This is a genomic window from Bradyrhizobium zhanjiangense, from assembly GCF_004114935.1.
Classification (GTDB): Bacteria; Pseudomonadota; Alphaproteobacteria; order Rhizobiales; family Xanthobacteraceae; genus Bradyrhizobium; species Bradyrhizobium zhanjiangense.
Genome location: NZ_CP022221.1, coordinates 7,498,980 through 7,513,245, shown reverse-complemented (window position 1 = coordinate 7,513,245; position 14,266 = coordinate 7,498,980). Strand labels below are relative to the sequence as shown.

Here is a 14,266-nt window from a genome sequence, read left to right as displayed (position 1 = left end):
GGACTGGGAAGAGGCGTGGCGCATGTCTCCGTGACGTCGGCGTCCGATGTTGCGGTAACGACATTGAACGAGGGCATGACGGTGTTCTGGCGCGCCGACCAGCCGATCGGCCATGTGCTGATGCATGAAGGCCAGATAACCGACGCCAGGATCGATCATATCGACGACACCTTCCTGTCAGCCGTCGATTCCCAAGTGCGAATCCCGACGAAAGTGAGGCTCTCGGCGAGCGTGGTGATCTGCACGCGCGACCGCCCGGACGATCTGAGCAAATGCTTGTCGTCATTGCCGCAACAGACCCATCCTCCACGAGAAATCATTGTGGTGGACAATGCATCGCGGGATCGGAGGACGCGGGATGTCGCGTTGGCCGCGGCAGCAACCTATATTCGCGAGGAGCGACCCGGTCTGGATATTGCACGCAATGCCGGCGCGCTCCAGGCGACCGGAGAAATTGTCGCCTATACGGACGACGATGTGCTGCTTCACCCGCGCTGGCTGGAGCAACTGACATGTGCGTTTGATTCTCCCGAAATCGGTGCGGTGACTGGGCTTGTGCTTCCCGCCGAGCTCGCGACTGAGGCGCAACGGCACTTCGAGACGTATTGGGGATTTGGCAAGGGCTATCGCGAACAGGATTACGACAGCGCAGCCTTCCGATCTCATCGCGGCCAGGTCCTTCCCGCGTGGGACATCGGCGCCGGAGCGAGCATGGCGTTCCGGCGCGAGGTGTTTCAGGCCGTCGGGCTCTTTGATGAGCGCCTGGACGTCGGTCAGGCCGGCTGCTCGGGCGACTCGGAGTATTGGTATCGATTGCTCGCGGGCGGCTACACGTGTCGTTACAATCCGGCGTCAGTCGCATTCCACTTTCACCGCAGGACAATGGATGGACTGGCCAGCCAGATCTATCACTACATGCGCGGTCATGCAGCCGCACTTTTGGTGCAGTATGAAAGAACCGGAATCTCAGCGAACCGGCGTCTGGCCTACTATCACAAGCCGCGTTGGTATCTCTATCGGTTGCTCCGGAAAGCAATGGAAGGAAGGAGCATTGGCGACCGCTTCCTCAAAGAGGAGATGACGGGGTATCTCGCCGGATTGCTGTTCTATCATCGTCGAAGGTTTCGCAGATGACAGCCCATCCGCGTACGTCCGTCGTGATCGCCGCCCGCGATGCTGCAGGGACCATTGCTGAAACGCTTGACAGCGTGCTCGCGCAGAGCGCCGCCGACTGGGAGGCGCTTGTCGTGGATGACGGTTCGATCGATGCCACGGCCGCGATCGTTGCTGAATATGTGGCGCGGGATTCCCGCTTTCGGATTCTGCAGTCTGGCGGAGCAGGCGCTTCAGGTGCCCGCAACAAGGGAATTGCAAGCGCGCGCGGCGAACGAATACTGTTCCTGGACAGTGACGATTGGATTGATCGATCCTTCCTTGCGCGGATGAATGCTGCGCTGGATCGCGATCCCGCGGCGGTGGCCGCCTATTGCAACTGTTGCCGGGTTATGCCTGACGGCAGTGAAACTCCCGTTCGCCGCGATCCGGCCATCCAGGACAACGCATTTGAACGGTTCGCCCGCACGTGTGCCACGTTCATCCATGGCGTGCTCGTCCTAAAGGGCGCGGTCGCAAAGGTCGGTGGCTTTGAGACCAGTCTCCGCACGTGCGAAGATTGGGACCTATGGCAACGGATCGCTCGCTGCGGCGGCAGGTGGATCCATGTCGATGAGAAATTGAGCTATTATCGAACAAGCGACCGTTCACTGACACAAGACGTCAAACGGATGCTGGCCGATGCGCGGGTGGTCATTGCGCGCGGATTTTCCAGCGATGACCGCATCAGCGAGCCGGCACCCGCACATCGGGCGGGAGCGTCAACTGCTGCATATGGCAGCGCCGCGGCGGCGTATGCGTATTTCGCGCTCTGGTGTGCCGGATTTGAATGCGGCCGGGGGAACGCCAGCGATCCATCGCTGGAAACGCTCAGCGACATTCCAAAGACCGAGACAACGGCGGACTTCATTGCCGCTGTTCTGCTCGATGCCGTGACGGTCGGGGCAAGAACGGTGCCCGCCAAGCTGGCGGAACGGTGGCCGCAATACGGGGAGGGCGTAACCAACCTCATTTCAGCGATCGGTCGCGCATGGAACGACCCGGCGGCAGGGCGAAAGTGCCAATACCGCTTTGAGCGGAAAGTGCTCGACTATGACGACCTTTCGGCGCCCAGGGTCCTCACGTTGACGTTCGGCACGCGCGTTGACCTTCGCCGTATCGGCACCATTAGGCCGATCGGGACTGTTGATCGATTGTACGTCTATCTCTGTGACGGGCCTCGCATCCTGACGCTGCTCGATATTGGTGCCCTCGGCACTGTCGACAGCCGCTTCTGGATTGCGCTGGCCGCCCATGGCCTCGTTCATTTGCAGGTCAAAGACCAGATCGGAAGGCTGGTTCGGGCGAAAATCGCACTCCACAAGCGTACCGAACGGGTTCGATCTTTGATGCGAGACGGCCGAGATACTCATCGGGGGCGCCTGCGCGAGTTGGCCACGCGGGCCTCGCGTGAGGCGCGGCCGCTGGCCATTTCAGGTATCCCCGATTCCGGCAGACGTAAGCGATGTGCCGAAAAGCCTCGAGACACCGCACGCAAGCAATTTTGGGAGGGTTTCTTCGAGCAGGAGGATCCCTGGAACTATGGTTCGCCGTATGAACAGGAAAAGTACACTCGGCAGCTCGAGCTTCTGCCAGACCAGCCAGTGGATCACGCGCTCGAGCTCGCGTGCGCGGAAGGACATTTCACGCGGCAATTGGCACCCAGGGTCAAGCGCCTCAGGGCCGCCGATATTTCGACCAGGGCGCTCGATCGCGCTCGTGTCCGATGCAATGGGCATCAGAATATCGAATTCTCTGAACTGGATTTGTCCGCCGATCCGCTCCCACAGGACATCGATCTGATCGTCTGCTCCGAGGTCCTTTACTACCTTAATAATGAAGCCGAACTAGAGTCGGTCGCGAAGCGACTGGTGCAGGCGCTGCGTCCTGGCGGTCACCTCGTGGCGGCCCATGCCTTTGTGCTGAAGGACAACATGTCGCGTACGGGGCTCGACTGGGAGAGTCCGTATGGGGCGGAGACGATCACGCGGACTATCCAGGGCGTACCCGGGCTCGCCCTGGAGACATCGATCGAGACGGAGCTGTACCGTATCGATCGGTTCAGGCGGTTACTTCCGGGCGAAGCGCCCCCTGACACACAGGTGAAATGCGCGGCTATCGACGCGCCGATCGAGGTCGAGGTTGCGCGGTCAATCGTGTGGGGTGGGGCCGCGGCGCGCAGGTTTGACGTCGCGCAATCCGAAAGACGCACGCACGTTCCGGTCCTGATGTACCACCGAATTGCGGCCGAAGGACCCGGCGAACTGGCGCGGTACCGCTTGTCTCCGGATGCGTTCGGGCAACAGATGCTGTGGCTGCGCCGAAATGGCTACCACGCGATCAATTCGGATCAGCTCGCCTGGTTCGTGGCAAGCAATCATCCGTTCGTTGGCAGGCCGGTGCTGATCACCTTCGACGATGGGTACGAGGATTTTGCCGAGCATGCATGGCCGATCCTGCAGGCAAACGATTTCTCGGCAGAGGTGTTCGTTGCGACCGACTTCGTGGGAAAGCGGGCGGAGTGGGATGCTCCGTTCGGAGAACCCGCTCCGCTGCTCGATGCGGTCAGGATTGCCGGGCTTGCCGCCGAAGGCGTATCCTTTGGTAGCCATTTGGCGAGCCACCCGCGCAGCGAGGAACTTGCGACCTGGAATCTCGCCGAGGAACTGACGCGATCTCGTGCGCAATTGGAGCGATGGCTTGGGCGACCTATAACGTCGCTTGCCGCGCCGTTTGGCTCCACGGATCAGCGGCTTGGAATCCTCGCAGCCGAATGCGGCTACAAGACCCTGTTCAACACGGTCAGCCGGGCCGCCACCCTCAGAGACAATTTGTTAGACCTGCCGCGAATTGAGGTCAGGGGCGATTTTACGCTGGACACATTCGCGCGCTGCTTGGAGCAGTATCAATGAGTACCGGTGCGCTTCTGGTCAGTGTGGTTATTCCCGCCTTCAACGCCACTGCAACGATAGATGAGACGCTTCGCAGCGTCAGATCCCAGTCGCACCGGGAGCTGGAAATCATTGTCGTGGACGACGGCTCCACAGACGACACGGTCGCAGTTGTCCAGCGGCATCTGAGTCAGGATTCTCGAGTAGCGATCATAGAACAGCGTAATGCAGGGGTGGCGGCCGCCCGGAATGCGGGCTGGCAGGCGGCGCGCGCGGACTTCGTCGCGTTCATTGATGCCGATGATCTCTGGACGCCCCGCAAGATTGAGCAACAGCTTCAAGCCTTGCTTGATGCAGGGGAGCGGACTGGTCTTGTCTACAGCTGGTATGACTGGATCGATGCCGATAGTCGCGTAACTGCCAGGTCCGATCCCGTCTTTCATGCGGGCGAGGTGCTGGACTATCTCTGTCAGGGAAATTTCATTGGCAACGGCAGCTCGGCGCTGGTCCGCCGCGAAGCCCTCATAGCTGCAAAAGGTTTCGAGAGCGGACTCAGGGCATCGGGGGCAGAAGGCTGCGAGGATCTGCTGTTCTATTGCCGTGTCGCGGAGGCGTACCACTTCGCGGTCGTGCCCGAGTACCAGATCGGCTATCGTTACCTCCCGAACAACATGTCAAGCAACAAGACGCGGATGTTCCGGTCGTGGATGCTGGTCGCGGATGAGATCATGACGCGGCACCCTGAGCGCAGGGCGCTCCTCGACATGGGCTTCAGAAACTATGCGCGTTGGCTGCTTCGCAGAGCTCTGACGGGCGGTCAGTTGTGGTACTTCGTTTCAATCTTTGGACACCTTTTCAGACGGCATCCCTTGCTCGCGCTCAGGGTCGCCGTGCACGATGTTCCGCGGGATACCGTCTCGGAAATCCGGTGGAAATGGCGTCATCAGCGTCGCAGGGTGGTTCGACCTCCAGCTTCGTTGTTTGCCATCGGCGATCCAAGTCAATCGCTATGACAGAGCACCCGAACAACATACGAAGACCGAGAGCTGCTCGCCGCGCTGCATTGGTCGAACTGTTCAAGCTGCTCAAGCTTGCTCCGCTGCCCGGTTGGGTGACGCCCGCGCTGATTGTCCTTGGCCTTGCTACATCGTTGGCGGAGACGGTCGGGATTACTCTCGTACTCCTGTTCTTCTATTTCGCCATGGGTCAGGTGGAACTTGCAACGTCGACCAGTGGCCTCCTGGGCGAAGCGCTCCGATATGCGGCTAACTGGTTTCACAGCTCGACCGAAACTGCTGTCGTGCTGCTCCTTCTCATCATTGCTCGCGGTGCTCTTTCCTTTATCAACACATTAATCAGTGCGCGTGTCGGAGAGAAGATCAATGAAGTCGCGCGCAACCGCGTTCATCTGCAGTATCTGTCAACTTCGTATTCGTTCTTCCAACGCCATGACGAAGCATATCTCATGGAGGTGTTGGGAACCGAGACATGGGTGATCTCCGGGGCATACGCCACTCTTACCCGCATTATCGTGAGTTCGTGCTCGGTTTTTCTCTTCGCGTCATTTCTGTTGGCGCTCTCGATCAAGGTAACCGTCCTCGCTCTCGTCGCCTCGATGGTTGTATCGGCCGGATTGCGCCATCTTTCGTTGCCCATGCAGCAGTTGGGTGCCGGCGTAAAGTTGGTTCATCAAAAGCTGGGTGAGCATATGCTGATGACACTCCAGGGTATGCGCACGATCCGCGCGTATGGCCAGGAGGAGATTCACCAGAAACGCTTCGAGCAGGCTTCGACGCAGGCCCGACAGGTCGCGCTGCGCCTTGCGCGCCTATCCGCCCTGGTCTCGCCTCTGACGGAGGTGGGGTATCTTGTCGTGCTGTTTCTCGTAATCGCATTCGCTGATTTATGGGGAATCGGCTTCGCGACGAGCCTGACCGCGGTCGCGTTGCTCTATCGATTGCAGCCGCATATGCGAGATCTGGAAGGGAACTTGCTGTATATGGCGCAGATCGAGCCACAGCTTCGGTCCATCAGACAGATGCTGTCGACGGATGACAAGGAGTATCCGAACGCCGGGCGCGTGGCCGTGGCTAAACTGGAGAACGGCATCTCATTTCGCAACGTGACGTTCCGCTATGATGCCGGTACGGAGCCCGCTCTTTTGGATGCTTCGTTTGACATTCCTGCGGGGAAGACCACTGCGCTCATTGGAGCCAGTGGAGCGGGCAAGACCACGATCGTAAATCTATTGTTGCGGCTCTATTCGGCCAACGAGGGTGACATACGGGTTGATGGGCGGTCCATCGAAGACGTTCATCGAACCGATTGGCTCGGCATGCTCGCGATTGCGGGCCAGGATGTCGACCTGGTCGAAGGCACGGTGATCGAAAACGTGCGGATGGCTAGGAACGACGCCTCCGAGGAAGAGGTTCGGCAGGCGCTGCGGGTCGCGGGCATTTCAGAGGTCGTCGAGGCCTTACCTCACAAATACGACACCTGGATAGGACAGCATGGTCTGCGCTTCTCGGGCGGTCAGCGTCAGCGTCTTGGTCTTGCACGTGCGATTGTGCGCAATCCGAAGTTCCTCATCCTCGACGAAGCGATGAGCGCGCTCGATCTGACGCTCGAGGACAGCATTCGACGCGCGATCCAGCTACAATTCAAGAACCGAACCTTGTTGCTGATAACACATCGCCTGGATTCAGTGCGCGATGCGGACCATGTGGTGTGCATTGAAAACGGCCGAGTTCGCGCTGAGGGCCCTCCGGCGAAAGTCCTGGCGAGTCGAGGAGCGTGCGTAACGGGAACTTCGCAAGATGATGTGCACACATATCGGATGCGGAACACGGTTCCCTAATCGGAACCCAGCGTGTTCGGCGCCTGCTCAGTGAATGACGGGTCCTACACTTGCAAAGCAGCGTGGACTTCACATGAGCCCGTAGCATTCCGGTGTCTCCGCAGAAATCGCCAGCCGCCAGCTGTTTCTCTCGTCATGCGTCAAATTGCGTCGAATCCATAAGGTTCTTTTGAACGCATGCATAGTTGTGTGCCACGTAAAAGGAGCACGTATCCATCATGTCCATTATCAATGGAAGTTCCGGTGCTGACGTTCTGTTTGGCGGGACCGGAAACGATGTTCTGACCGGAGGCGCAGGCAGCGATACCTTCGTCATCTCGAAGGGGTACGGCTCCGATACGGTCGTTGATTTTCAGGCGGGTTTAGGCGGCGATGTGTTGCGGTTGCAGAACTACGGTTTTGCGACGTTCGCCAGTTTCCTGGCAGCGGCCACCCAAATGGGCTCCGATACGGTCGTCACGCTGTCGTCCACCGAAACCCTGACGCTGCAGAATGTCGCGCTTTCGACCTTGGTTGCAAGCAATGTCGTGCTGGACAATCCGCTGCCAGCGAGCGGAACGGCATGGAACTGGGCGGGTACCGTCCCCGCAGGCGGCACGCTGACGACCGGGGCGACAAATGACGGCATGGAGGCCGGCGGCACGGGCGTCACGCTGATCGGCGGAGCAGGGGACGACACCTACTATGTCTATGACCACAACACCAAGGTTGTCGAGCAGGCCGGAGAGGGTATCGATACGATCCGTGTCTGGAACATCAATGGATACAGCCTCGTCAATGCGCCGAACGTCGAGAATCTTGTCCTGACAGATAGTGTTCCGTCGCCCGCCACCGGCAATGATCTCAACAACATCATTGTCGGCAATGCCGGCGACAACATGATTGACGGCGGGCGAGGCAACGATGTGCTGACCGGTGGGGCCGGTCGCGACACTTTTGTCGTGACAGCGGGCAACGGCAACGACATCGTCACCGACTTTCAGGCGGGCGCCGGCGGGGACATCCTGCAGCTCAACAACACCGGCTTCAAGACGTTCACCGATGTCACGGCGGCCATGAAGCAGGTGGGCACCGACCTTGTCCTGACGATCGCCAGCGGCGAAACGATAACACTTGAAAACACCAGTCTCCAGAATCTCACGGCCGCCAATATAAACATCGTCAGCCCCCTGACCGGGCTCGTGCAGACCTTCAACGACGACTTCAACACGCTGTCCGCGGGTCAGGATCCGAGCCTGACCTGGCGCACGAGCTATGCCTGGAGCGGAGCGGCAGGCTACGGGCTGGCCGGCGAACAGGAAGTGTATGTCGATCCCAGCTTTTCCGGGCTGCCGGCAACTCAGGCGTCAACGTCGCTTGGGCTTAATCCGTTCTCGATTCAGGACGGTCACCTCGTCATCACGGCGCAGCCCTTGCCCGCGAGCGCAACGCCTTATACGGGCAGTGCCATATTTTCGTCGGGCATGATCTCGACCCAGAACAGCTTTACCCAGACCTACGGCTATTTCGAGATGACGGCCACACTGCCCAGCACGAGCGGCGCGTGGCCGGCGTTCTGGTTGCTGCCCAGCACTGCCAATAACCTCAAGACGGAAATCGATGTGCTCGAGGCCTTTGGTCAGGATCCTGACCAGGCGCATTGGGCCATTCACTCGCCCTACGCGCCTGCGACGAATGGGGGTTGGGCAAATACAGCCAACCTGACCACCGGAGAACACACGTTTGCGCTCAAATGGACCCCTTACGACCTGACATTCTTCGTCGACGGGAAGGCGGTCGCACAGCAGGCCACACCCTCCGACATGAATTCGGCGATGTATATGATCGCCAATCTGGCGATGGGCGGGAGCTGGCCGGGCAACGCCGCTCCGGGATCGACGGCGACGATGACGATCGATTCAATCAAAGCCTATCAATTGCCGGAGTACACGCTTGCGAACTACACCCTGCTCACGAGTGGCGCAACGACCAACACGATCGTGGGAAGCGCGGCTGCGGACACGCTGAGCGGCACATCCGGCAATGATCTGATCGGTGGTGCAGGAGGGGCCGATGTCATGACCGGCGGTGCCGGCGATGACACTTATGTCGTCACCGATTCCGGTGCGAAGGTTATCGAAGCCTATGGCGGAGGCATCGACACGGTAAACTCCTCGGTGACGTATACAATTTCGAGCTACGTCGAGAATCTGACGCTCACCGGTTCGGCGGCCATCAACGCGACCGGCAATATTCAGTCCAACATCATCATCGGCAATGCCGCGGCAAACGTGATCACCGGCGGGCTCGGCAATGATATCCTGACCGGCGGGGGCGGTGCGGATAGCTTCGTAATCAACTCCGGCGACGGTTCGGACATCATCACCGACTTTTCGCCGGGATCAGGCGCTGGACACGATGTTGTCCAATTGAACGGCTTTGCCTTCACCTCATTCGCCGACGTTCAAGCGGCGATGAGCCAGGTCGGAAGCGACGTATATCTGAAGCTGACGAGCCAGGATACCCTGGTGTTCCGCAACACGACGGTCTCAGTATTCACCAGCGACGATTTCCAATTGCCAGCAACGCTCCCGGTCGGCGGGACAATTACGTCCTGGATCAGCGGGAAAGCGAGCAGCCGCATGGTGTACGGTACCGCGGCGAACGACAAGCTCTCGGCGGTCAATATCGATGACACGCTCGTCGGGTGGAACGGCGACGATACCTACGTCATCGGTAATGCGAACCAGAAAATCGTCGAGAATCCCGGCGGCGGCGTTGACAGCGTGGAGGCGTGGACGTCGTACACGTTGTCGGCAAACGTCGAAAACTTGACGTTGATGATGGGCGGGCTCGCCGGCGTCGGCAACCAAATGGCAAACCGTATGGTCGGCTCGAGCGGTGACGATTTCCTGGATGGTGCGGGCGGGAATGACTGGCTCTCCGGAGGAGCCGGAAACGATACCTTCATTTACAATGTAGGCAGCGGCAACGATACGGTCGCCGATTTCCACGTCTTCACAAGCGCGACTGCCGAACACGACAAGCTGATTCTGAAAGGTTACGATAGCGGCGCCTATTTGACCCATGTGAACGACGTGTGGACCGTTCACTACGCGGGTGGAGCAGATACGCTGCGCATTGCGGGCGTCACCAGCTTGACGTCGGCCGACTATTCATTCGTTTCCGCGACGAATTCGCCGATGACGATGACATCTATCGCCGTGCCGACGATCTCGGCTGTCAACGACAGCGGCTCGATCGTGTCGGGCCTCATCAATACAAATCATCTGGTCCTCACGGGTCGCGCGCAGGCAAGTGTAACCGTCAAGGTTTTCGACGGGACAACTCAGATCGGCACGGCGATCGCCGACGGCAACGGTAGCTGGAGCATGGCGACTGCAATGCTGGCCGAAGGCGGCCACACCTTTGCCGCCGCAGCGATGGACGGTGTCGGCAATCTCACCGCGCTCTCAGCCGGGGTGAATGTCACCATCGATACGATCGCCCCGAACGTGCCCAAGCTCGCGTCGTTCTCGCCCGACAGCAACGTCGCCGGCGATGGCGTCACCAATGTCAACCACGTGAATTTGACTGGAACCGCGGACGCCGGGAGCACGGTGCAGGTCTTCGACGGCGCGACGATGATCGGAACGGCGATCGCCGATACCAACGGCGCCTGGTCCTTTGCCACCGCAACGTTGGCGGACGGTAATCACACCTTTACCGGCAAGACCGCGGACACCGCCGGCAACGTCAGCGCTTCCTCCGGTGCGCTGAACGTCACGGTCGATACGCGTGCACCGGTTGCACCCATCCTGACCTCGGGCGCACCTGGAGCTTCAAGCGCGATAATCGTGTCCGGCACGGCAGAAGCCGGAAGCACTGTCCGGCTGTACGAAGGCGCGACCTTGCTCGGCACGGGCGTCGCGGCGACGAGTGGGGCCTGGAGCGTCACCACCGGATCGCTCACGGCAGGGCAACACAGCTTCACCGCGACCGCCACCGACATCGCCGGCAATTTGAGCCAGCTTTCCAATGCTTTCAGTTCCGCCGTGGGTACGGTGATCGAAGCGACCGGCACGACATCGCTTATCAAGTCGGGAAGCAACTTCTACCTTTCGACGGCCGGCTCATCGGTGATCCTGAAGAATGGCGGAACGGCGGTTGTCGCGGGGCAGCTTGGCGCATGGGTGCCAGTGGCTGCGGAAGCGTCGTCGAACGGCTATCTCGTCGCGTGGAAGATCCCCTCGACCGGCCAGTTCGCGGTCTGGAGCACCGACAGCAACGGCAATTTCGTATCCAACTATCTGAACAAGGTGTCCGGCACCGACCCGGCTCTTGAGTCGAGCGAGACCCTCTTTCACCAGGATCTCAACGGTGATGGCGTGATTGGTCTTCCACCAACGCCCCAGCAGGTTTCAGGCACGACAATCGAGGCGTCCGGCTCAACCAGCCTGGTTCTGGTCGGCTCGAATTACTTGCTCGACGCGATGGCCAGCGGCGCGGGGCCGACCTTGAAGTACGGTGGCGTAGCGGTTGTGTCGGGACAGTTCGGCGCTTGGACGCCGGTGGGCGTTGAGCAAACGACCAGCGGCTATGATGTCGCCTGGAAGATTCCGGCCACCGGCGAACTCTGTGTGTGGACCACGGACAGCAATGGCAACTATCTATCGAACCTCCTGAACAAGGTGTCCCCGACCGACCCTGCTCTTAAAGCGGTCGAGACGACGTTTTATCAGGACCTCAATGGCGATGGTGTAATCAATACGTCATCGACCATCCTCAAGATCTCCGGAAATGTCGTATTGAATCTGGGCAATATGTCACAGGCCGCGACGGTCGACCCCGGCGCCACGCTCGAATTGTCCGGCGCCGCTTCCGGGTCGATCACCTTCAAGGCGTCGACCGGCAATCTGGTGTTGGACCACGCGTCGCAATTTACGGGAACGCTCATCGGTCTGACGGGTGACGGCACCGCGTCAAATTCCAACCATATCGACCTGAAGGACATCGCGTACGGAGCGGGAACGACGGCGTCCTTTTCCGGCGATACAGCCGGTGGCGTGTTGACCGTGGTCGACGCTCAAAATCACACGGCACATATCTCGCTTGTTGGCGACTACACCAACTCGACCTTCAATCTCTCGAGCGACGGATCCGGGGGCACGCTGGTCATCGATCCTCCGAAGGCTAGCTTTGATTTTTCGGCGGTTGCGCCGTCGCAGCCTCCTGCTACCGCACCGGCCGTCGGCACCGCGCGCCTGGGAGGCGAGGGGTTCGTGTTCGAGCAGTCCGTCACCTCCAACGCATATGACTTAGTTAACGAGGCGTTTCATGAAACGGCCAAGGTAGGGCTCCTCGCGGCCACCACTTATCCAGATGTTGACTCGAGCCTTCATCAGGTCGACGCCGTTCACGCGGTAGCCCCGATTGATGTCCATCTGGCGGAGTTGCATGACTTCATGCTTCGCTGAAGGTCTTTGCCTTTCGAACAACGTTGCGCAACGCGCGTTTCGCAAGTTCCCGTTTCCGCGTGAAGGAGATCATGGCGAGGAGATATGATGCATAGGCAAGCGCCAGCAGCGTAACCAGCCCAGCGAAAGAGTTTCCATCCAGCAATGAGATGTTCGAAATCCTTGTGACGCCCGCCGCAACGCCACAACCGATCCAATGCGGGACGGTCGTCTTGACCAGGCTCGTTGTCGTCACCGGGCCATGACGACCGATAGATATCGCGCAAAGCGGCAGCACGACGGTGCAGTTCACCAGCGTATACGCCGCGGCGATTCCAAGCGCGCCCCAGGGAAGACCGACGAGGAATGAGGTCACGTTGATCAAGGCGGTCCAAACGCCAAGCCTGAAGTACTCCTGGCTACGGCCCTGACTGAGGAGCAGCCAAGCTGCCGTCGCGGTCGCGACCTGGATCAAGCCGGCAACGCCGAGCCAGGAAAAAATCGGGGCTGCGCCCACCCAATGCTCGCCAAGGAGAACTCTGAAGAGCGGCTCCGAGAGCAGGATGGCAAACACGATGCCCGGCTGACATATGAGCATAACCATGGCAAGGGCATCGTTGTAGGTACTGAGATATCTCTCCTTATCGAAACGAAGCCGCGAAAGCAGCGGGACAATCACCTGGCCGATCGGGTTGTGTAATTGGACGATCGGCAGCAGCAACAGCTTATAGGCCCGATCGTACAGGCCAAGTTCGTCGCCGCCTCGAAATTTGCCGATGAGAATGTTGTCCGCATTTCTCGAAAGATAGTTGACGAGGTTGAACCCTGACACGTGCAGGCCAAATCGCGCCATGTGCCGCGTCTCGCTGTCCAGACTGGGATATCCGGGGCGATAGCCGGAATAGGCCCAGATCCCGATTGTCGAAAAGAGCGTAAGAACGAGCGTGGACAGGTAAAGTGCCCAATAGTTTCTCAAGATGATTACAGCGACGATCCCTGCGACAACGGAAGCGGTTGTCGCGGCGACATCCAGGATTGCTAGGGCCTTAAATCGGGATTCTCTGGCAAGGAGAGCCGCCGGAACGGTCGGAAGGCCAGCTATGAAACTTAGGCCGGCAATTGCGATCATGAGCTGCTGAAGCCTCGTATCGCCGTAAAACAGCGCAACCGGATGCGCGCTCAACGCCAGAACGAGAGCAGATGCCGCGGAAGCGAGCACCGACAGCCAGAACAGCGCATCGATCTGGCCCTTGGCGATTTCCGTGCGTTGAATGATGGCCTGTCCAACGCCGACATCCTTGATGAGCCCGAGGAACGTTGCGGCCGTCGCAGACATGGCCAGCAGGCCGAAGTCGGACGGGGCAAGATTTCGCGTCGAGAATATCGTCAGGACAAAACCGGCCGACAGTTTCCAGGCCTGGGACCCGCCTGTTATGAGGATGTTGGTTACGGCCCGTGACTTGCTGTCCTTGTCCAACGAGCTCACCCCGCGATCTCAAACACCTCTTGCGCGGTCTCGCGCCTGCCAGCAAATGCCGCGGGAAATCCAGCGCGCTGCACGATGGCGGTTCCGATCGTCTCCGGCTTTTAGCTTGGCCTTGACACGAACGGAAGACGTGATCGGGCGATGTGGGATCGGCGTACCCTGGCGAGCCTGTTTGAAACTGATTTCAAGCGATGGCCGGACGTCACCAATGTCAATGCGGACACTTGTGGTCACATCAATGCCCGCAGTTTGTCATATTTCAATTCACAGTGCTGAGGTTCCCGTGAGATGATTTTGTGAGCACTTACACCAAGAGAAGGGCAAGCTGCGCTTGCGATATTTGCAGGCCGCTAGTCATTCTATAATGTTTGGTTGATCTCGATGGCGAAGCTCCGGAGGTCCGAGACGGGATGACGTTGTACACTGTTGCATCACGGCAAGGAGC

The 14,266-nt window shown here is 59.5% G+C and carries 6 protein-coding genes; 5 read left to right on the top strand and 1 reads right to left on the bottom strand.

Going from position 1 to position 14,266, the window contains the following annotated elements:
* Positions 1-15: 15 nt before the first annotated feature.
* The 5 genes from XH85_RS36055 to XH85_RS36035 all read left to right on the top strand — a co-directional run bounded on the left by XH85_RS36055 (position 16) and on the right by XH85_RS36035 (position 12,356).
* Positions 16-1,134 (top strand): glycosyltransferase family 2 protein, encoded by a 1,119-nt coding sequence (locus XH85_RS36055; protein WP_128935701.1) that lies wholly within the window; start codon positions 16-18, stop codon positions 1,132-1,134.
* Positions 1,131-4,064 carry a trifunctional glycosyltransferase/class I SAM-dependent methyltransferase/polysaccharide deacetylase gene (locus tag XH85_RS36050; protein WP_128935700.1) on the top strand — a complete coding sequence of 978 codons (2,934 nt, stop codon included), beginning with the start codon at positions 1,131-1,133 and terminating at the stop codon, positions 4,062-4,064. The genes XH85_RS36055 and XH85_RS36050 overlap by 4 nt, the downstream gene beginning before the upstream one ends.
* On the top strand, positions 4,061-5,056 hold the full coding sequence (locus tag XH85_RS36045) for a glycosyltransferase family 2 protein (RefSeq protein WP_128935699.1): 996 nt from the start codon (positions 4,061-4,063) through the stop codon (positions 5,054-5,056). Before XH85_RS36050 ends, XH85_RS36045 begins: the two co-directional genes overlap by 4 nt.
* A 50-nt stretch (positions 5,057-5,106) precedes the next feature.
* Positions 5,107-6,900, top strand: coding sequence for an ABC transporter ATP-binding protein (locus tag XH85_RS36040; RefSeq protein WP_245473838.1), 1,794 nt, complete (start codon positions 5,107-5,109; stop codon positions 6,898-6,900).
* A gap of 218 nt (positions 6,901-7,118) precedes the next feature.
* On the top strand, positions 7,119-12,356 hold the full coding sequence (locus XH85_RS36035) for an Ig-like domain-containing protein (RefSeq protein ID WP_128935697.1): 5,238 nt from the start codon (positions 7,119-7,121) through the stop codon (positions 12,354-12,356).
* Here XH85_RS36035 and XH85_RS36030 read toward each other — a convergent pair.
* The gene (locus XH85_RS36030; protein ID WP_164939181.1) at positions 12,343-13,812 is read right to left on the bottom strand and encodes a lipopolysaccharide biosynthesis protein; all 1,470 of its coding nucleotides are present in this window, start codon (positions 13,810-13,812) and stop codon (positions 12,343-12,345) included. The genes XH85_RS36035 and XH85_RS36030 overlap by 14 nt on opposite strands.
* Between the last annotated feature and the right edge of the window lie 454 nt (positions 13,813-14,266).

Excerpts from the sequence above, each read along its gene's own strand:
- XH85_RS36050 (WP_128935700.1), top strand. The coding sequence starts at position 1,131 with ATGACAGCCCATCCGCGTACGTCCGTCGTGATCGCCGCCCGCGATGCT.
- XH85_RS36045 (WP_128935699.1), top strand. The coding sequence starts at position 4,061 with ATGAGTACCGGTGCGCTTCTGGTCAGTGTGGTTATTCCCGCCTTCAAC.
- XH85_RS36035 (WP_128935697.1), top strand. The coding sequence starts at position 7,119 with ATGTCCATTATCAATGGAAGTTCCGGTGCTGACGTTCTGTTTGGCGGG.